This window comes from Bradyrhizobium centrosematis (assembly GCF_045571495.1).
Classification (GTDB): domain Bacteria; phylum Pseudomonadota; class Alphaproteobacteria; order Rhizobiales; family Xanthobacteraceae; genus Bradyrhizobium; species Bradyrhizobium centrosematis.
This window is the reverse complement of sequence record NZ_CP120703.1, coordinates 5,640,510-5,658,560: the sequence shown is the minus strand read 5'-3', so window position 1 is coordinate 5,658,560 and position 18,051 is coordinate 5,640,510. Positions and strand designations below refer to the sequence as shown.

At 59.8% G+C, this 18,051-nt stretch carries 19 protein-coding genes, 1 tRNA gene and 1 pseudogene; 16 read left to right on the top strand and 5 right to left on the bottom strand.

All coding sequences use genetic code 11. The features are described from left to right. Positions 1-7 precede the first annotated feature (7 nt). Positions 8-997 carry an L-threonylcarbamoyladenylate synthase gene (locus tag P6U31_RS27055; RefSeq protein WP_407184797.1) on the bottom strand — a complete coding sequence of 330 codons (990 nt, stop codon included), beginning with the start codon at positions 995-997 and terminating at the stop codon, positions 8-10. A gap of 68 nt (positions 998-1,065) precedes the next feature. Here P6U31_RS27055 and P6U31_RS27050 point away from each other — a divergent pair. Together P6U31_RS27050 and P6U31_RS27045 are read left to right on the top strand one after the other, a co-directional pair. Beyond that, a tRNA-Pro gene (locus P6U31_RS27050) sits at positions 1,066-1,142 on the top strand. A gap of 375 nt (positions 1,143-1,517) precedes the next feature. Continuing rightward, positions 1,518-2,492, top strand: a complete 975-nt coding sequence (locus tag P6U31_RS27045) for a tripartite tricarboxylate transporter substrate binding protein (protein WP_407184796.1) — start codon at positions 1,518-1,520, stop codon at positions 2,490-2,492. A 26-nt stretch (positions 2,493-2,518) separates the two neighbouring features. Here the strand turns inward: P6U31_RS27045 and P6U31_RS27040 are convergent, their stop codons facing one another. Both P6U31_RS27040 and P6U31_RS27035 read right to left on the bottom strand, forming a co-directional pair. Beyond that, the gene (locus tag P6U31_RS27040) at positions 2,519-2,845 is read right to left on the bottom strand and encodes a hypothetical protein (RefSeq protein ID WP_407184795.1); all 327 of its coding nucleotides are present in this window, start codon (positions 2,843-2,845) and stop codon (positions 2,519-2,521) included. A 222-nt stretch (positions 2,846-3,067) separates the two neighbouring features. Beyond that, positions 3,068-3,292 (bottom strand): hypothetical protein, encoded by a 225-nt coding sequence (locus P6U31_RS27035; RefSeq protein WP_128929168.1) that lies wholly within the window; start codon positions 3,290-3,292, stop codon positions 3,068-3,070. Between the two features lie 276 nt (positions 3,293-3,568). Here P6U31_RS27035 and P6U31_RS27030 point away from each other — a divergent pair. Beyond that, positions 3,569-4,527, top strand: a pseudogene (locus P6U31_RS27030) (N-carbamoyl-D-amino-acid hydrolase). 811 nt (positions 4,528-5,338) lie between these two features. Next, a complete protein-coding gene (locus P6U31_RS27025; RefSeq protein WP_407184794.1) occupies positions 5,339-6,358 on the top strand; it encodes a hypothetical protein in 1,020 nt (339 codons plus the stop codon). A 90-nt stretch (positions 6,359-6,448) separates the two neighbouring features. On the opposite strand, the gene P6U31_RS27020 is transcribed toward P6U31_RS27025, so the two are convergent. Next, positions 6,449-7,033, bottom strand: a complete 585-nt coding sequence (locus P6U31_RS27020; protein WP_407184793.1) for a hypothetical protein — start codon at positions 7,031-7,033, stop codon at positions 6,449-6,451. A 188-nt stretch (positions 7,034-7,221) separates the two neighbouring features. On the opposite strand from P6U31_RS27020, the gene P6U31_RS27015 reads away from it, so the two are divergent. The 8 genes from P6U31_RS27015 to P6U31_RS26980 all read left to right on the top strand — a co-directional run bounded on the left by P6U31_RS27015 (position 7,222) and on the right by P6U31_RS26980 (position 13,974). After that, positions 7,222-7,377, top strand: a complete 156-nt coding sequence (locus P6U31_RS27015; RefSeq protein WP_407184792.1) for a hypothetical protein — start codon at positions 7,222-7,224, stop codon at positions 7,375-7,377. 679 nt (positions 7,378-8,056) lie between these two features. Further along, complete coding sequence (locus P6U31_RS27010; protein WP_407184791.1) at positions 8,057-8,260, top strand: helix-turn-helix transcriptional regulator; 204 nt, start codon at positions 8,057-8,059, stop codon at positions 8,258-8,260. Between the two features lie 149 nt (positions 8,261-8,409). Beyond that, positions 8,410-9,561, top strand: a complete 1,152-nt coding sequence (locus tag P6U31_RS27005; RefSeq protein WP_407184790.1) for an AAA family ATPase — start codon at positions 8,410-8,412, stop codon at positions 9,559-9,561. 624 nt (positions 9,562-10,185) lie between these two features. Then, positions 10,186-10,707: a hypothetical protein gene (locus P6U31_RS27000; protein WP_407184789.1), complete on the top strand. Its 522-nt coding sequence runs from the start codon at positions 10,186-10,188 to the stop codon at positions 10,705-10,707. Then, a complete protein-coding gene (locus tag P6U31_RS26995) occupies positions 10,704-11,141 on the top strand; it encodes a hypothetical protein (protein ID WP_407184788.1) in 438 nt (145 codons plus the stop codon). Before P6U31_RS27000 ends, P6U31_RS26995 begins: the two co-directional genes overlap by 4 nt. Positions 11,142-11,320: 179 nt before the next feature. Further along, positions 11,321-12,016, top strand: a complete 696-nt coding sequence (locus tag P6U31_RS26990; RefSeq protein WP_407184787.1) for a recombinase family protein — start codon at positions 11,321-11,323, stop codon at positions 12,014-12,016. Between the two features lie 300 nt (positions 12,017-12,316). Beyond that, positions 12,317-13,537 (top strand): phage major capsid protein, encoded by a 1,221-nt coding sequence (locus P6U31_RS26985; RefSeq protein WP_407189955.1) that lies wholly within the window; start codon positions 12,317-12,319, stop codon positions 13,535-13,537. Positions 13,538-13,551: 14 nt separating this feature from the next. Further along, complete coding sequence (locus P6U31_RS26980; protein ID WP_407184786.1) at positions 13,552-13,974, top strand: hypothetical protein; 423 nt, start codon at positions 13,552-13,554, stop codon at positions 13,972-13,974. Positions 13,975-14,015: 41 nt separating this feature from the next. Here P6U31_RS26980 and P6U31_RS26975 read toward each other — a convergent pair whose 3' ends face one another. Continuing rightward, positions 14,016-14,237 carry a hypothetical protein gene (locus P6U31_RS26975; RefSeq protein ID WP_407184785.1) on the bottom strand — a complete coding sequence of 74 codons (222 nt, stop codon included), beginning with the start codon at positions 14,235-14,237 and terminating at the stop codon, positions 14,016-14,018. A gap of 122 nt (positions 14,238-14,359) precedes the next feature. Here P6U31_RS26975 and P6U31_RS26970 point away from each other — a divergent pair, with 122 nt between their 5' ends. From P6U31_RS26970 to P6U31_RS26955, 4 genes are all read left to right on the top strand, one after another. Further along, positions 14,360-14,581 (top strand): response regulator transcription factor, encoded by a 222-nt coding sequence (locus P6U31_RS26970; RefSeq protein ID WP_407184784.1) that lies wholly within the window; start codon positions 14,360-14,362, stop codon positions 14,579-14,581. 319 nt (positions 14,582-14,900) lie between these two features. After that, positions 14,901-15,314, top strand: a complete 414-nt coding sequence (locus P6U31_RS26965) for a hypothetical protein (RefSeq protein ID WP_407184783.1) — start codon at positions 14,901-14,903, stop codon at positions 15,312-15,314. Positions 15,315-15,818: 504 nt separating this feature from the next. After that, a complete protein-coding gene (locus tag P6U31_RS26960) occupies positions 15,819-17,174 on the top strand; it encodes an AAA family ATPase (protein ID WP_407184782.1) in 1,356 nt (451 codons plus the stop codon). A 1-nt stretch (position 17,175) separates the two neighbouring features. Then, entirely contained in the window at positions 17,176-18,024 is an 849-nt protein-coding gene (locus P6U31_RS26955; protein WP_407184781.1) for a DUF4435 domain-containing protein, read from the top strand. The last annotated feature ends 27 nt before the right edge of the window (positions 18,025-18,051 follow it).

Genomic DNA, 18,051 nt, shown 5'->3' with positions numbered 1-18,051 from the left:
TCTTCTCTTATCGCACCACGGCCGCGCGCCGCAGCCGGTCATTGATCGCTTCGCCCAGGTCTTCCTCGGGTATCGTCATCACCGCAATCGCCCGCGGGCCCCTGGCATCGAGCTCGCGAAGATAGCCGAACAGATTGGCGGCGGCTTCATCGAGATCACCGGTGGGCGACAGATTCATGACGGCGGCTGCGGCCTCCATGCCGGGCAGGTGCTCGGAGCCGAAGGCCAGCAGCGCTTCGTCGGGCGCAACGTCCTGCGCGCGCAGGCGCACATGGGCGCGCGGCGCGTAATGCGAGGCCAGCATGCCCGGCGCCAGCGGCTGGCCCTCGTCGCTCTCGGTCTCCACCGGCGGCCGCGCCAGGGGTGCGCCAAGCACCGCCTCGATCCGCTCGCGCGACAGCCCGCCGGGGCGCAGCAGCATCGCCCTCTCGAAGCAGCCGACGATCGTCGATTCGACGCCGACCGCGACCGGCCCGCCGTCGACGATCAGGTCGATCCGTCCAGCGAGGTCGCTTTCGACATGGCCGGCCAGCGTCGGCGAGACGTGGCCCGAGATGTTGGCGGACGGCGCCACCACCGCCCCGCCGAACGCGCGCAGGATCGCCTGCGCCACGGGATGGGCGGGGATGCGGATCGCGACGGTGTCGAGCCCGGCGGTGGCGAGATCCGCCACCGGGCAGTTCTGCGTCTTCGGCACCACCAGCGTCAGCGGCCCCGGCCAGAACGCCTTAGCAAGGCTCAAGGCGCGGGCATCGAACCGCCCGATCCGCTGCGCGGCCTCGAGATCGGCGACATGGGCGATCAGCGGATTGAACGCCGGCCGCCCCTTGGCGGCGTAGAGATGGGCGATCGCCGTGGCATTGGCGGCGTCCGCTCCGAGCCCGTAGACCGTCTCGGTCGGAAACGCGACCAACCCGCCGGCGGCCAAGGTGCGGGCAGCGGCCTCCGCGCCAGCCTCACCGGCCGGTAAAATCAGCGTTTCAAGACCCGTTTTCACAGGGACAAAATTCCTCATCTCGGCCGCTTGCGGTGCGTCAAACCCGACGCTATAAGCCGCCTTCTTGTCGGAGTGTGGCTCAGCCCGGTAGAGCACTGCGTTCGGGACGCAGGGGTCGCAGGTTCGAATCCTGCCACTCCGACCATTCTTCCAAAAATTGACGTCCAGAGGCTTGGCGGACCGTCCGCCGGCGCCTCGGAGCGCCTTTTTGCAACGATTTCGGGATCGGGTCCACGGCCGATTTGGCCCTCGCAGGGCGGCCTGTTGCGGCGGCATGGCTTGCCATGGGTCGGGGGGCGAGCGTTGCGAGGTAGGTCAGAGGACGCCGCGCCGCCCTCATGGAATTCGAAGCACCATCCCCCCGATGCGACCGCAATAACCTGACGAACCGCCGCGGCCCATTGCATAGCTGCGCTCGGGATAACCGGTTGCTCTCCGGTCAGTCCGACAGCTAGATGAAAGCACAGTCGATCGCGCGTTCGAGAGCGCGACCGGCCAATAAAAAACAGGGCTGGAAATCATGAACAAGAAAATCCTCGCGCTCGTCGCAGCGTTTGGCTTCGCCGCCTGCGGGTCGGCATGGGGGGCGTGGCCAGACGACAAGCCGATCGAGGTGGTGGTCGGCTTTGCGCCCGGCGGCGGCACCGATGTCATGGCGCGCAAGCTTTTGCCCTTTGTCGAGCGCTCGCTCGGCGGCAAGGCGAAATTTGTCGTCCTGAACAAGCCCGGCGCCGGCGGAGAGATCGCGTTTACCTCGATCGCGCGCGGGGCGCCCGACGGCTATGCGATCGGTGTCGTCAATGTGCCCGGCTACAACTTCCTGCCGATGACCCGCAAGACCCAATACACCACGGACGAGCTTCGGCTGGTCGCACGGGTCGTCGAAGATCCGAACGTGATCGTCGTGCCCGCGGACAGCAGATTTCAGAATTTGGCTGACATCATTGCTGCGCTTCGCAGCAAGCCGGGGTCGGTGAGCTTCGGTCACAATGGTGCCGGAACGAACGGCCATCTGGCCATTCGCATGCTCGCGGCCGTCGCGAAGGTCGAGCCCAACGAGATCTCCTACAGAGGAACGGCCGCACAGCGGACCGATCTGTTGGGCGGCCATCTGGACGTCGGGATGGTCACTCTCAGCGAGATTCCCGAGCTGCATGGCACCAACAAGGGGCCACTTCGCGTCATCGCGATCCTGTCGAAGAAGCGCTTTACATCGCTGCCCGGCGTTCCGACGGCAGAGGAGGCGGGCTTTCCGGTCATGACAACGGCCGAGCGCGGCTTTGCGGTCCCCAAGGGCGTTCCAGACGACATCGTCAAGAGGCTGGAAGCCGGGATAGCCGAGGGCCTGCGCAATCCGGAGTACCTGACGGGGTCGCCCGGGGATGAGCCGGTGATCGCCTTCATGCCTGGCGCGGAGTGGCAGAAACGCCTCGACGACATGTCCGAGGCCCTGCGTCCTTTCGCCGAGCAGATGCGGGCAAGCGAACAGAAGTAACCCTGTTGCAAGCGGCTCTGGCGCGGCTACCTTGGCGCCACCAGCACGCCCACCAGAAACGCCACCATCAGCGACGGCAGCGGAGCCTCGCGCACCATGCCGCGCACGATGTCCGGCCAATGCTGGTCCGGGACCAGTCGCGGCGAGCGCACGTTGGGCGTCGGATCGATGCCCCAGTGTGATGCGAGCTCGGCGACTTCGCTTTGCGCAAGCCGCACGCCGTCGCGGACGCGGAAGATTGCGGCCTCGGAGCGTTCGTGCGGCGCGAGTTGCATCAGCGTCGCGACCGCGGTGCGCAACGTCATTTCGCCAAAACCCTGCAGCCTCACCTGCTCCTCGGGATCGGACGTCATGTAAAATCCCTCACAGCGCCAAATTGGTCACAACGCAAAGTGGCGCGCGATGGTGAAGGCCGCCGCCGCGCACAGCACCAGCGTGGACACCGCGCCGGCCACGCCGCGCGCGAGATGGGCTCGCGTCAGGTGCCTCGTCATGATCGTGCTCCATGCTGTGCATGGAAATGGCGGCGGTGGATCTTGGTTCCTGTGCGAGGAGTGCGAATCGGCGGACGCCGGCTATTTCCGCAGCAACTCGCTCAGCGCCGCCGTCGCCTCGGCGCAGCGGATATCGTCGATCTCCCGCGACAGGCTGAGCGCGCTCGATTTCAGCTCTTCGAGCTTCCAGCTGTCCGGATGCTGGCTTTCGAGCTCACCGAGACGCTTGTTAAGATCGTCCAGTTTCGATTGAAGCTGCCCCACGCTGGCCGCCCCATTCACATTCCAAACGCGTTGTGCACGCATCGTCGTTCCCCTGATAGTCTCACGGCCTTGTGAGAGCGGTTCGTGGCCGGAATGGGAGTTTGTTTTGTCCGGCTTCAGATCGCGGGGAACCGTTGCAGATTCGCAACGAAGTTCCCGGTTCTTTCGTGAGCACGCGGGCGCCGCCGCAAGATGATACCCGCAGGCACGGAATTTGATTGTGTCGTCACGGCGGTGGGGCGAGGCAGCCCTGTGCGTCGCGAGCACCGCTCGATAGGCTTTAGCCCGGATGCCCTCCGGCACAGGAAGGAATGACGCGTGGCAAGATTTGTGACTGTCGCAGCCGGCCAGCTTGGCCCGATCGCCAGGACCGAGAGCAGGGCCGAAGTTGTGGCTCGGTTGACGGCCTTGATGCGCGTGGCGAAGGCCAGCGGCTGCGATCTGATCGTCTATCCCGAGCTTGCGCTGACGACATTTTTCCCGCGCTGGTACTTTGAGGATCAAGCCGAAATCGACAGCTTCTTCGAACGCGAGATGCCGGGCCCTGAAACGCAGGCCCTGTTCGATCTCGGCCGCGAGCTCGGGATCGGCTTCTGCCTGGGTTATGCCGAACTGATCGTCGAGGCCAATATCGTCCGGCGCTACAACACGTCCATCCTCGTCGACAAGGGCGGCGCGATCGTCCTGAAATATCGCAAGGTCCATCTGCCCGGCCATGCCGAGCACGAGCCATGGCGGAAATTTCAGCATCTGGAAAAGCGTTACTTCGAGCCGGGCAAGGGCTTCGGCGTCGCCGATGCCTTCGGCGGCGTGATGGGCATGGCGATCTGCAATGACCGCCGCTGGAGCGAGACCTACCGGGTGATGGGGCTGCAGGGTGTCGAGATGGTGATGATCGGCTACAACACGCCGGTGCACAATCCACCCGCGCCCGAGCACGACGATCTCTCGCTGTTCCACAATCATCTGGTGATGCAGTCCGGCGCCTATCAGAACGGCACCTTCGTGGTCGGCCTCGCCAAGGCGGGCGTCGAGGAGGGCGTGGACCACATCGGCGGCAGCTGCATCATCGCGCCCTCCGGCGAGATCATTGCGCGATGCACCACCAAGGGCGACGAGCTCGCGCTGGCAAGGTGCGATCTCGATCTCTGCAACTCCTACAAGCGCACCACCTTCAATTTCGACGTTCACCGCCAGCCGCGAGCTTACGGGAGATCGTCGAGCGTAAGGGCGTGAGCATGATGGCGGATGGTTCGCCGGTAGCCCCGAAGCGGTGATCTCTCCTTCGTCATTCCGGGGCGATGCCAAGCATCGAACCCGGAATCCATCGCGCCGCAAGACACGCCGCCCATGGATTCCCGGATGCCCAGTTGCGCATAAGTCGTCGCTGCGCGCCGCCCCGGAACGACGCCGAAAATTGCTGTGTCGCCGTCTGTCAATCCGCCAGCCCAAAAATATTCCACTTTACCGAAATTCGGTTTTGGCGTATGTGTCGCCCATCCCGGCTCATCCTTGAGGGGCGATCATGTTGTCGTCACGATGCGCGAGCCGGGCTTGCGGTGGACGCGGCAGCGTCGGCACGAGATGGGGCGGGCAGGGCGGGTAGTCCCTGTGAGCCTGAATCCCGCGTGCAGATGAGCGGCGCTGTTCTATTCGTCGCGCCAACATTTTTCCGGCCGTGTCGACAATGCCGGGAGACCCTGTGGCGCCAACGAATGCGCGTACGGCAAAACCGTGTGGTCCTTGCGTCCAGCGCTTTTTTTGAAGACTGGGAAGCGTGGTAAGTAGCTGTAAGTGAAAGAAATTCTTGGCTATCGCTGGAAAGCGGAAGGCCCGCCCGAAACCGCTGGGCCCTATTAGGCCCTATGCGCGCTCTGCCCGCTTGCCCGAGCCCGTGGGGTGCCCGTTCTCCCGCGTGTTGCTATCCGCCTTCGCTGACCGTCTTAGCCTCGCCTCATGGACGCCTGTGTGCTGGCGCGGGCTGGTCCGATGCACAGCGGCGTTCCCGCCGAGCATTACTATGGCTTCCTCCACCCTTGGAAGCGGGCATAATGGCGCGAGCGTCACAGACAGGCGGTGGAGAAGTACGTGCTACGTATCGATAAAACAGGGAAGAAGTTGGTCCGACTGACGAAGTCCACTTTTGTGGATGCCGATCATTGGGAAAGGGACTTGCAGGCGATGATCTGCACAGATCCCGACAGCTTCTGCGAAGAAATCGGTGAAAATCTGTGGGTGATTGGCCAAGAAGTTCGTCCGTCTGAGGCTGTATCCGACAGGATTGATATTCTTGCAACGGACGAAGATGGAACAACTGTTGTCATCGAGCTGAAGCGCGGCACGCACAAACTTCAGTTGCTACAGGCCATAAGCTACGCCGGAATGATTTCTAAGTGGCCGTCCGACCGATTTGTTCAAACTCTGGCCACGAACTACAAGCAGTCGTACGACGACGCGCGTGCCGAGATTGAGGAACACGTTGGCTCGGACGTCTCGGCGATCAATCAAAACCAACGAATAATACTCGTTGCAGAGGACTTCGATCCCGCGCTCCTGATCGCAGCCGAATGGCTTCACGAAATCTTTGAAGTCGATATTCGATGCTACCGGCTGTCGCTGTCTCAGGAGGGCGGGAATGACTACTTGACGTGCACATGTGTGTATCCGCCCATTGAGATAGCGGCTCTCACTCGCGGCTCCGAAAAAACTGATCGCACCTCAACCGCGTGGAAGGACTGGGATGAGGCACTGAAGGCTATCGAAAATCCTGCCGTTGCCGACTTCATACGAAACGCCCTTGCAAGTAATCAAGAAACGCGGCTCTATCGGCGGCAAGTTATGTATCGCATCGGCGGTAAGCGACGCTTCTGGGTGACGTGCCGACCGGCATTTGGATACGTTTGGCAACTTGGCAGATTTGATGGTGACGAGCAGTTTTGGAAAACACGGCTTTCGACACCTAACGTGAAGGAGGTCAACGATAAGCGCGGCCTACGCTTTTATTTGAGAACCGCAGCCGATTTCGACGCATTTAATCGCAGCGTTGCTCAGGAGTTGGTTTCAACCGAGTTTTCTGAGCCAGACGAATTGGAGGTTGAAGGTGCTTAGGACGAACTGCCCGAAGTATCTTGCATGCCCGATTTCATTTCTGTGCGGATCGGTACGCAAAACGGCGCGGATGCGGTCGGCGGATGCGCGTTATTCGAGCGGCCTTCGCTGCCCGTAGAGAGACCACCATCGCGGCTTCTGTGTCTCATTCAATTTGCGTCTTCCTTCTGCCTGTCGCCTCCGAAACTCGTCCTCATCGTCGCTCGTCGCAGTGACCCACTCTAATTCCAGTACATTTTCGCAGAATGTTCTCAACTCATCTGGAGTTAAGTGTCCTTTCAGTCGATTTGCTTTGTGGCAGATGACCCAGACGTTGCCTTTAACATAACCAAGGCGAGGGTCTTTGCGGTCCAACGTGGGGGAGTAGTCTGTGTGTTGACCTCTGCCGACTTCAAAAGGAACTCCAAGCAGCGGGCAGACTTCCGGAATCTCGTAATCGCTCTTGTCGATGTCGAACGCGATTGACGACTTCTTTGCTCGATGCCTCGCGCTGTAGAACAGGCGCGTCATCACGTCCCAGTATTCGTAGCCACGCGGATTGACCCAAAAATCGGAAGCGCGCAGCTTGCTGACCTTTTCCTCGACGTCTAAGCCAATTTCTCGCCAGCGCTCAGCGATCTTGTAGTGTTGCTTATGGAGCAGTTGCCATCCCCGCTTCGTCATGATGTAGAGCATGGCGCGAGTCCCCCTTCCAAGAACTTTGGCGCAACGTAGCATATACTTTGTTGCCTGCGGCAACGCCCAAGTCGAAGCGCGATGGCAGAGGCCGGAGCGGGTGAGAATGTGCCTTCTGCGTCACCGCTTAGCCTTTCCTGCTTGATAAGTGTTGCGCTAAACTCCGTTTATCGACATGGGAGGGTCAGATGAAAAACAAAGGTTCAATGTCACGCAAGGCGACGAAGATCGGGCAATCAATTGTGCCCACCAATACCTTCCGAGAAGAAGGTGCTGCGCAAAAGAATAATCGTCACGCACGGCGGCGCGATGCCAAGCTGGCGAAGAGAGACGATCAGAAATAGCCGAGGCGGCTGTCCCTCGGTGTCTCGATGTCAAAAGCGGTGCGCGGAGTTGCGCGCTTCGCCGATGTTGGTCTCACTCGTCTCGCTCCAACGGCAAATCATTGACCATCCCCGTCGTGATGAAGCCGACCGCGCTCGGACCCTGCGGCCCCGCTGATGCCCGCCGAAGGACCCCGCACATTGTGGCAGTGAAGTACCCGCCAAGGATGTGAGAAAATATTTCACACTTTACCGTACGAAATTCTGCTTACCTTTCAGCCCTATATTCTCCGATCCAAATACCTCTCGCGCAGGCAGCGACCCCGTGCAATTGCGGCAAAGGGCTGACGAATTTGCGTCGAGATTCAAATTACGTTGCAGCGATAATGACTAAGGGGAAAATCACGTGTCCCTTTTTGTCCCTGCTCTTTCAATGGCTTGTCTTGTGGATAACTTGACTGCACGTCGCTGACCGATCACGATGCGGTATCGGCGGGCTTCGTCCAGCCGCAGCCGATTTCACGAGCCTACGCTCATTCAAACAATAACGACTGTCTTGTCGCGCGGGAGGCCATGCCTGCCGAGGGAGCCGCACGCGCGCGGAGGATGTTCGATGTCTACTCGAAAGACGCACCGTCGCCGCTCGACCGCCGCGACGCGACGGCGCAACGGCACGGCCGGGCAAAACGCCCCGCGCCGCATGCTGACTGAAAAGCAGGTTCTGGAAATCGTCCCGGTCTCGCCAGCGACGTTGTGGCGGATGGAGCGGGACGGCTTGTTTCCGAAAGGGACCTTCATCAGCGCGAACCGAAAGGTCTGGTTCGACGACGAGGTCGTCGGGTGGCAGAACGGCGTTAGCGGACGCCGACGCGGAAAGCATCATTACCCGAAGGTGGAAACCTGAAGGCCCGCACACGCGCGAACGTGGCGCGGGCCGAGGGTTGCACCGTGGTCTTCTCGTCAGCTTGGAACGGCTCGAACGATAGCACCATCAATTCCCGACTGCCATAGTCGCGCCGACGTGCTGGCCCTCCGATTGAGGGATTGCACAGAATGAGCCACGAGCAGGACGATCTGCCGGGTGTTGGCGACGATCTGCCGGGAGTCGAGCCCGATCCCAACAACATCAACAACAACCGCAATGCATCGATTGCGATCAAGCGTAGCCTGTCGTCGCCAAGCGATCACGATGATCTCACTGTTGAAGCGTGGCTCCGCCGTGAGCTGCCTGCACGCGACTACCTTTTCAAGAACGTGCTCTGCACCACCAGCCGATGGATCATCAATGGCGAGACCGGCGTCGGCAAGACACTCTTTGGGCTCGAATTAGGATTCGCTGCGGCGGCGGGCTCGGACTTCTTGTCGTGGAAAGGAGGGCGCCCCTGCCGCGTTATGTATCTCGACGGCGAAATGCCAGCCGAAACGCTTCAGGAGCGCATCAGGTCTGCGGCCGATGTCTACGGCACCGTCGATCTCTACGCCTACAACCGAGACGAACTGAAGCTCGGCGAAATGCCACCGTTAAACACAGACAGCGGACGGGCATGGCTCATGAGAGAGATTTCTGCCGTTCAGCCTGACCTGCTCATTGGCGACTCTCTCATGTGCCTGTTGGCGGGGTCGCTCAGCGACGAGGAACCATGGCTGCCCATGAAGGCGCTGATCCGGCATCTCTCGGCACAACACGTCGCGCAAATCTGGCTGCATCATACAGGGCACGATGTGTCGAAGGGCTTCGGCACCAAGACGCGCGAGTGGGAAATGGACACCGTCGCGATGATGTCCAAGCGTGATGACAACGAAGGGCTTACGCTCGAATTTACCAAAGCTCGCTTACGAACCCCGGCGACTGCTGCCATGTTCAAAACACAGGTGATCCGGCGCGAAGCTGACGGCTGGCGCACGACCGGCTCAGCGAGCGCGGGAAAGCCCCGAAGCACGGCCGAACGAAAGCGCGCGTGGTTCAAGGAAATCTATTTCGAGTTGGCGGCGGACGTTCCCGAAACGCCGGGCTATACGGCGGCGCTGGTGCGGAAGGTCGCGCTGGACGCCATCAGAAAAGGTATGGTGGCGCGCGGCTTTCTTTCAACCGAGGACGGCAAGGTCACCAGCGCGGAGCGCAAGGCGTTCCAGCGCGCGAAGGACGATTTGGTGGACAGCCGGATGTTCTGCTCCACCGACCTACATTTCTGGCAAGTGTCGTAACGCGTACGCGAATTTAGCTAATGGCTTGAGGTTGGTTGGCTAAGCCCCCACTTAAGCCAAGCGCAAGGAACCTTTCAATGTACAGGCACGCAAGGGGTCCGAGACCCACGTACACGACGGGACGCCGAGGCGACCTTCGGAATCCCTCCCGTAGTGAATTTGACGCGATAGACGCCGCCCATCGCAATCGCTGGTTCGTGCAAACGGCCAGCGAGCTTATCACGATCCTCGCCAATCGCGGCGACCCGTCATCCTGCTCCGACATGGCATCAATGTTAAACGGCGGAGGCTTCCTGACTGCCACGGGAGACCGCTGGACTGATCGCCTCGTCCGCTTGTTTGTGTTCCGCAACAGCCTCTCGAAGCCTATCCTCTGAGCCATTAGTCGACATTTAGCTCGCTCCATTCGGGTGACATCATTCGGGTGACATCATTCGCGTGACATCACGTGACATTGTCACGTGACACGTAAGAACGCCCCAAAGATGAACGTGTGACCGTGACAAGTGCCTATAAGGCACTGTCACGTCACGCGCATCGGGCCGGTTTTGTGGCAGAACGGAGCATGGAGAAACCGGCGGCGTCCTGATTGCCGATGAGTAAACGTGGTTTTATTTTCACGATGTGCCGTTCGATTTCGTCAACGAAGCTGTCACGAAAGGCGCGCGAAAAGGGTATCAGCGCGCCACGCACGCTCGCGAAAATCTGGTCGAGCGGCACGCCAAGCTGGATGTGTTTGCGTTGCACCGTGCCGGGCTGCTCGTTGCAAGCCGGGTAACTGTTGCCATCGGCAAGCGGAAACAGACCGTGCTGATCGAACAGGAGGCGTGGCGCGGAGATCACCGGCTCCGTCCGAACTTCCTCTGCCCTACCTGCGGTCGTCGGTGCCGCAGACTTCACGAGAAGGACGGTGCTCTCCTCTGCCGCATCTGTGCGGGCTACGACTACGCCTCGCGCCGTCTCAACCGCTTCGATCCTGCTTTCAATCGCGTTTTGCGGCTGAAGCGTAGGCTCGTGGACAATCCACGCCACCGCGACGCCAAGCTGTACCGGGCCGAAATTCGTCGCGGCGAACGCGCGCTTGCAAAGAATTTGCGCCGGGTGTTGGCTGCGCTCGCCAAGCAGTTGAAGGACGCCGGACCATGACCGACCTAATCGACTTGGACAGTGCGCCGGATAGCGCCGAGCGCGACGAGCAGATTCTGAAGCTGCGGGTCGCATGCAACAGTGTGCGCGAAATCGCCAAGCATTTCGGCATGCAAATCAGCGCGGTGAATGCCGCAATTGATCGCGCGGTCGGCGTGATCGACAACAAGCTCAGGGCGCGAAGCGTCGCCGTCGATCTCGAAATGCTAAACCTGCTTCAACGGCCGTTTCTGGCGCAGGCCCTCAAGGGCGATGTGGCGGCGGCGGCGCTGCTGTTGAAGATCGTCGAAAGGCGCGCGGCGTACCTCGGTCTGGATGCCCCCATGAAGCTCGACATCATCTCGCAACAGGTCAGCGCAGCGGGCACGTCTACGGACGACTTGCAGGCATCCATTGATAGGTTGGTTGGCAAAGGCCCCACGCCGCCGCAATAGCGACCGCTGAGGCGTTTTCCGCGCCTCGCCACGCTCGGCTGCCCTCATCGGGTTATGCGCGCCAACGGCCTTCCTATTGGAGTATCGAGTTACTGCCGCCGACAACGTGGCTTCGGGTTATCCGATCTGATACAAGTAAACGAACGTCAGCATGTAACAAAGCCGTGGAACGTCCTTCTATGTCGCAGCCCGTCATTGCCTATGTCCGCGTCTCGAAACCGAAGCAAGGCCGCAGCGGCCTCGGTCTCGAAGCCCAGCAGGAAGCTATTGCGCGCTTTGCCGAGGCCGAGGGCTACGTTGTGGTCGAGACGTTCGTGGAGGTCGAGACCGGCAAGGGTGCGGACGCGCTGGAGAAGCGGCCGCAGCTACGGGCCGCCATGGATGCCGCGCGCAAGCTCGGCGGTGCTCGGACGCAGCGCGACGCGGCCCCGGTTCTCGTTGCCAAGTTGGACCGTCTATCGAGGGACGTCCATTTCATCAGCGGCCTCATGGTGCAGCGGGTGCCCTTCATTGTGACGGCGCTGGGGCCGAACGTCGATCCGTTTACGCTCCACATTTACGCGGCGGTCGCAGAGAAGGAGCGCGAGCAGATTGCGGAGCGTACCCGGCAGGCTCTGGCGGCGGCCAAGCGGCGCGGCGTCAAGCTGGGCAATCCCAAGGCCGCCGCGCAAAACAAGCGCGACGCTGATGCCTATGCCGAGACCCTGCGGCCTACTATCGCTTCGCTCGCTGGCAGGACTACCCGAGCCATCGCCGCACACCTGAATGCTGAGGGGATCATGACCGCTCGCGGAGGTCAGTGGCGGCCGACGACGATCATGCGGCTACAGCGGCGGCTTGGCCTCGGGCGAACCGACGGCCTCGCCTCGGTCTGACGACCGCTCTCTGATCAACCTTCATCGTTTGATATTGCGCTGACCGCTTCCAGCGTCGTGGATGCTCGTCGTCCAGACCCGGGGGTTGTTTTGCCGGGCGCGACAAGTTCCCCGGCGGACTGGAGGCACCCCCTTCGCAGTCGTTCGGCGACATTTGATGATCTGAACACCCGCTCACCGATTGGAATGGAAAACGATGTAGCCGCGCCCGACGCCTTGTAATAAGCTGCGCGCCGAGGAGATCACCGGCGTCGGCGCCACCCGGATAATCGGGCGCGGCAAGGAGTGATCCCCGTGGGTATGGAGCTACACGACCTCCTCAACGAGGTTCGCGCCACGCGCGACGCGCTGGCGACCGGCGACACCGAGCGCGACAAGGTCCTCAAACAGATCAAGGACGACATCGACCGCCTCTTCCTGCGCGTCAACCGACCGGGCAACGACGACGGTGCTGGCGAGAACAATGAGCGCAAGCGCGCGAAGGACTATCTTCAGCTTCGTCACGTCCTCAAGAACGGACCGACTGCCCAGCCCGTCGAATTTGATCATCAGCAGATCGATCAAGCCGCCCTCGCGCGCAAGGCTTTCGCGTCCTACGTGCGCACTGGCGATTTCGCGCGCATGGTCGAGCCGGAGCGCAAGGCGCTGTCCGAGTTCACGATGGGCAACCTCGGTCTGCTGCTGCCGCCCGAAGTCTCCGACAAAATCCTCAGTTGTTTGACCGACCCCGGCGATTTGACCGGCGTGGTCGATTCTTTGACGATCTCGTCCGCCGCAGTCCAATTCCTCGTCGATAATGCCGACGGCGAAGACCTGTTCGGTTGGGCGTGCGAGACCGACTGCGCGGCCAACGGCAACGGGGCCGACATCGCCAAAGGTCTCGGCCAACTCGAAATGAAACCGGAGGAATTGCGCGGCCTGATCTGCGCCACCCGGTCGTTTCTGGAAGACGCCGCGATCAATATCGAGAACTGGATCGCGCGCAAAGGCCAGCAGGGCGTGCGCCGGATCGCCAGCCGAGCCATCGCTGTCGGCAGCGGCGTCGGCATGCCAATTGGCATCCTCAATCCGCAGAGCGGCATTCCGATCTGCGACACGGCCGCGCCGACACCGGCAGGCCAGTTCACATGGCAGGACCTCGTGAGCCTGATGTTTGCGGTGCCCATCGAATATCACGCCAACGGCTCGTGGATCATGAACCAGCGAACGCTCGGCATGCTGTTCGGCATATCGGATGCGAACGGGCGACCGATCGTCGTTCAGGACTTGCAGTCCCCTTTGCGCTGGCGGCTGCTTGGTGCTCCGGTGATCGTGAACCAGTTCTGGCCTGATGTCGCACCTGGCGCGACGCCCGTCGCCTTCGGTGACTGGAAGGCCGCTTATCTCCTGATCAACCGCAAGGCACTGACCATCCTGCCGGACCCATACTCCATCGGCTGGTGCGTGCTGTTCAAATTGTACGCGCGCCTGGGCGGCGGCATCATTTGCGCGAACGCGGCGCGGCTCCTGCGGGTAAAGTGAACGGAGGAGTTAGCATGACCGACGTCGAGAGCAACGCTCTGTTCGCGGAGATGACGCGGCTTGTGGCGGCGATGACGGCCGATCCCGATCATCCGTCATGGTCGCACCCCAGCATTCGTGAGTTGCCCGGCGACGAGCCGATCATCTTCGCAAGGCTCGCAAAGCGGATGCACCCGGAGTTGAGCGACGAGGACCGGCGGCAGTTATTTCCGCAATGGGAAGACTATGAACGAAGGCGGCTGCGGGTCGAATTGATCAAAGCCCGTGCCGAGTTAGGGGCGGCGGACGACGAGCGGCAAAAGCCGTTCGGACATCGGGAAGGCGCCTGCTCACTGCGATGTGCGTGCGGGGTCATATTGGATGACGCCTCTGACCCAGAGACGATCAGGCAGCACAAGCCGCATATGATTGCCGCTGGCGTTCTTCGCGACGATTGAAGCCGGAAAGCGGCGAACGGCTCCCTGATGGCGGCGATGGGTTAGTCGGAGACATCCGGACCCGGCGTGCGCATGCGACCGGGTCGAAGTTGCACGACCCGACGCGCGCCGACCTCCGGTTCCGCGACGTCGCCACCCGTTGGCTGGAGGCACATCAAGGCCTGACGGGCAAAGCACTCCGCTTGCTTGTTTCCGGCCTTCTCAATCTCTTCGATGGCCCAGATAAGCATCTGAACCGCACCTTCGGTGCTTTTCCGGTTCATTTACATGCTCGTTGCTCGAAGCCCACCAGCCAATCTAAGGTAGACCTTTGGTGGAGCCAGTTCGGTACACAATTGTACATTGAACACGCCCGGCGTCCAGCGGCTGATGAGCACATCTTGCAATGACCGACACCATTCTATCTCCACGCGAGAAGCAGCTTCTAAGACGCATTGCGGCTGGGAAAACGGATGCTGAAATAGCAGGGAAGTTCGGAGGTGGCGTGAAGCGCGTCGCCGAACAGCGATCCCGGTTGCTGCGAAAACTCGGGGTCAGCGAGCCCGCCGAGATCGTGGAAGTGGCCGAGCGGCTTGCGAGCTGGGGTAGCTATAGAGGCGTTACTTAACAGACCAGTGGCGGCCGCACATGATCGCGGCTGGCATCTACTACGAAGGCTGACGTGGCCAATCATCCGGCTCGCATGCCTCCGACCGTGCGCGTCAAGCCGATTTTCTAAAAAGGATGCCATATAAATAGCTTGATGAGAGCCGCGTTCAGGATCAGCTTAGCGGAAGTGAGGAGCCGACCCGGTCGCAGGCTCCTTCAGCAGCGGCATCTTCGCTGTCAGCGCGGCAAGGCAAGGCAAGGCAAGGTCTTTGACCTTCGAGCAATGCGAGCGTGACCGGGGCATTGCACGGGGTCTCCCCTCAACAAGGAGACTTGCCATGAACGTGCGAAATCCCAAGCTGAGGCGCGGCCATGCACCCGGTCATGTCCGTGACACGTTTTGCGATGCTGTCGATGCTTTCCTTGGATGGCAGGATGGCGAACCGGAGCCGTGTGTGGAGTTTGAAATTCACTATGTCGCGCATGCTATCGTAATTTCGCGCGCGTGTACGCTCGTGTGGAATTGCACCGATATCGTGCCGGGCATGTTGATTGCCGAACTCCGCGACCACGGACTTGAGATCAAGCGAGCAACCTACGCCGCTTGTGCGAGGGCAATGCATGCTGAGGTTCGTGCTCGGGTCGAAGCCGATTCGGTTGCGGTCAACTGTGGAAATTCATTTCCCCATGCTTGCACCTTGCCGGTCGAACGCTACCTTGATCCTCAAGAAGAGACAGCCGAAGAGTGCTGAGGGACACCCCGGTGGCTGTTTAAAAACCGAAAAACCCTCGCACTGGCCTGATGCGCGAGTTCGGCTCTGGAAGGGACCCCGCGCACGATGACAGGAGGCCCCATGGGCATTTTCCTTGTCTTCGAAGCCAGTCGCCCGTGCGGTACGAAATACCGTCTCGGTTTCGGGTGCCTCGTGCATCCCAAACTGGCCTCGATGGTAGTCGCGCTGCTCGGGCTGCGCTGACAGAGAGAGCCGTCACCGACAGGTGGCGGCTTTTCTGCGCGTTCATTCTGCCTTGCCTCGCGAATGAACCGCGCGGCGGACAGAAATTACCTCCTTTTCCTTCCGCATTGTTGGTGACACGATGTTCTAAACGCCAGTTCATGGCCTCGGGCGATATCCGCCGAACGGCAATTCGCTGGACGTCATCACTTAGGATAGGTCAAGCGCCGATTATTCTTGGGCGGATGGACTGCCGGTGATTCTTGTATAAAGTCTCCATGCAATCGGGGCGTGTTTCAAATGCAAATTACGCATTTTCACTGTGTCGGCTTAAACGCTTTTCTGGACTATGATTTCGACTTTTTCAGCGACGTGACATTTTTGCACGGGATCAATGGTTCGGGGAAGACGAGCATCCTGCGAGCAATCGCTTCGCTGCTCACGCCTGATCCCGTCTGGCTGTGTAACAGCATCTTTGAAAAAATCTCTGTATCGCTCGAACACGACGGCCAGAAGTATTCGATATCCGCAATGGCTTATTCGGAATCTAACACACTGATCGTCAGCGTTGAAGGGCCCGAAAATGAGAGAAGAGATAGTATCCTAAGGGAGGACCTGCTTGGTATCCTCAAATTCTCGGATGACGAATGGCGCATACCCAACGCAGCATTGCAGGAGGAAATCACCCTTCGCACAAAGCGATTGATCGATAGCTTGGATACGTTCAAGTTTATCGCTGGTCTCCCGACACCGATTTTTCTTGGACTGGATCGAACCACTCTCACGCCCAGCAATATAAGGGCGCCGCAACGAGGACGGGGGCGGATTCTAAGTCCCTATTTTCGTACGTCTCTCGATGACGCATTGCACGAAGCGGAAAGGCTCGTAACCACTCAGCTTGCGGCGCTAAGTGTTGAACGAAACCGGCTTTTCGAGACGCTGCGCAATCAACTTGTTCTTTCGCTTTTTCAGCTTCCCGGCGAGGGCCCCGACGAGCCCCCCAATAGGCCGCAGGTGGTCCGTCTGCAGAGAATGCGTTCCTCAGTCATTACAGCTTTGAAAAAGATTTCGATTACGCCAAGCGAGATTGAGACAACGGTCGAGCCGTTCTTTGGGCGGGTATTTTCGACGACCGATCAGGCTATCGCGGCACCACAACCCACGCAATCAAACTTCCAAGAGTTCATTGCTGCCGTTGGCCCATATTTGGCTTTACGCCCATCCATTTCAATCATTGATCGTGCTGTCGAGAAGATTGAGATCGCAAATAACAAGGAAAACGCAATCTCTCGTCCTCTGGAAACATATACGAGCATTATGAACTCATTCTTCGAGGACTCAAGAAAAGCGATTGTGTTTGAACAGAACAATGTTCGCGTGAGGCTGCCCTCCGGGAAGACTGCCGACATCACTGCGTTAAGCTCGGGTGAACGGCAGATTTTTGTGTTGATCACGCATTTGCTCTTCAATCCATCCATGCGAGCCGAAAACATTCTTTTGATTGATGAGCCGGAGCTGTCATTGCACTTAAAGTGGCAGCGGCAGTTCGTGCCTGCAATTCGGACCGCCAGCCCTGCAATTCAAATGATCCTTGCGACACACTCTCCCGAGATTGTTTTTAACGCTGACGATCGAATGATTTCTTTGGAGTTTTGACTTGGCCCAGTTCTCGCCGCAGTCCATGGGGGCTTATGCCGCCATTTGGCGACCCTACAACGACATAGACATTTTCGTCGAAGACTCTTCTCTTCAGGGGCTCTACGAACGGATGTTTCAGCGGATGTTGAAGGGGGCTGCTCGTGTAAGTGCGATCATTCCGCTTCAGAATCGTGATGCCGTTATTGCGGAAGCGATCCGATTTAAGGATGACCAAAGCCGACGGCGGTTCTTTTTGATCGATGGAGATTTTGAATGGGCGGTCGGCAGAATCCGTAGAGTGCGCAACTTATATACGCTGCGGTGTTATTCTATCGAGAACCTCGCTTGGAACATCAATTCGATCCATTCCGCTGCTAAGAAAGTAGCGCCCGGTATGAGCAATGCCGATATTTCTCGCGCGATTACCGAAATCGATTTGGACGCTATTACCGCAGCTTTGGTTCCCTTGTTTGTTGCTTACTCGATTTGTTTTCGCCTCGGCGCTAACTGCGAGACCGTTGGGTTCTCAATAGTTCGCCTAATCCAAGACGGACGGCAGACGTCGCTGTGCTCCAAAAAGATCGGCGGCAGGCTGCGCGAAGTCTTCAGACATGTTAAGCAACACCACGGCGTTGACGCATGGGTTCGGGAACGGCGCGCTGTGGAAACAATGCTAAGCCAGCGAGAAGTCGAGCCGTCTCATTTCATCGCTGGAAAAGATTATCTTCTTGTCATTTTGCTTCGCATGTTCAACGAGCGATTGAATTACAGAGGCAGCTTGCGCTTAATGTTCTCGCTTCTTCTGGATGAGCCTTCCGGGATGGAGGTGGGCCTTCAACGGGCGGTGAGGAGGGCCGCCCGAGCGTGAATTAGGTAGGAAGAAGCGGACACACGA

Coding starts and splice junctions, on each gene's coding strand:
- P6U31_RS27045 (WP_407184796.1), top strand. CDS start 1,518: ATGAACAAGAAAATCCTCGCGCTCGTCGCAGCGTTTGGCTTCGCCGCC.
- P6U31_RS27040 (WP_407184795.1), bottom strand. CDS start 2,845: ATGACGTCCGATCCCGAGGAGCAGGTGAGGCTGCAGGGTTTTGGCGAA.
- P6U31_RS27035 (WP_128929168.1), bottom strand. CDS start 3,292: ATGCGTGCACAACGCGTTTGGAATGTGAATGGGGCGGCCAGCGTGGGG.
- P6U31_RS27020 (WP_407184793.1), bottom strand. CDS start 7,033: ATGCTCTACATCATGACGAAGCGGGGATGGCAACTGCTCCATAAGCAA.
- P6U31_RS27015 (WP_407184792.1), top strand. CDS start 7,222: ATGAAAAACAAAGGTTCAATGTCACGCAAGGCGACGAAGATCGGGCAA.
- P6U31_RS27010 (WP_407184791.1), top strand. CDS start 8,057: ATGCTGACTGAAAAGCAGGTTCTGGAAATCGTCCCGGTCTCGCCAGCG.
- P6U31_RS27005 (WP_407184790.1), top strand. CDS start 8,410: ATGAGCCACGAGCAGGACGATCTGCCGGGTGTTGGCGACGATCTGCCG.
- P6U31_RS26995 (WP_407184788.1), top strand. CDS start 10,704: ATGACCGACCTAATCGACTTGGACAGTGCGCCGGATAGCGCCGAGCGC.
- P6U31_RS26990 (WP_407184787.1), top strand. CDS start 11,321: ATGTCGCAGCCCGTCATTGCCTATGTCCGCGTCTCGAAACCGAAGCAA.
- P6U31_RS26985 (WP_407189955.1), top strand. CDS start 12,317: ATGGAGCTACACGACCTCCTCAACGAGGTTCGCGCCACGCGCGACGCG.
- P6U31_RS26980 (WP_407184786.1), top strand. CDS start 13,552: ATGACCGACGTCGAGAGCAACGCTCTGTTCGCGGAGATGACGCGGCTT.
- P6U31_RS26975 (WP_407184785.1), bottom strand. CDS start 14,237: ATGAACCGGAAAAGCACCGAAGGTGCGGTTCAGATGCTTATCTGGGCC.
- P6U31_RS26970 (WP_407184784.1), top strand. CDS start 14,360: ATGACCGACACCATTCTATCTCCACGCGAGAAGCAGCTTCTAAGACGC.
- P6U31_RS26965 (WP_407184783.1), top strand. CDS start 14,901: ATGAACGTGCGAAATCCCAAGCTGAGGCGCGGCCATGCACCCGGTCAT.
- P6U31_RS26960 (WP_407184782.1), top strand. CDS start 15,819: ATGCAAATTACGCATTTTCACTGTGTCGGCTTAAACGCTTTTCTGGAC.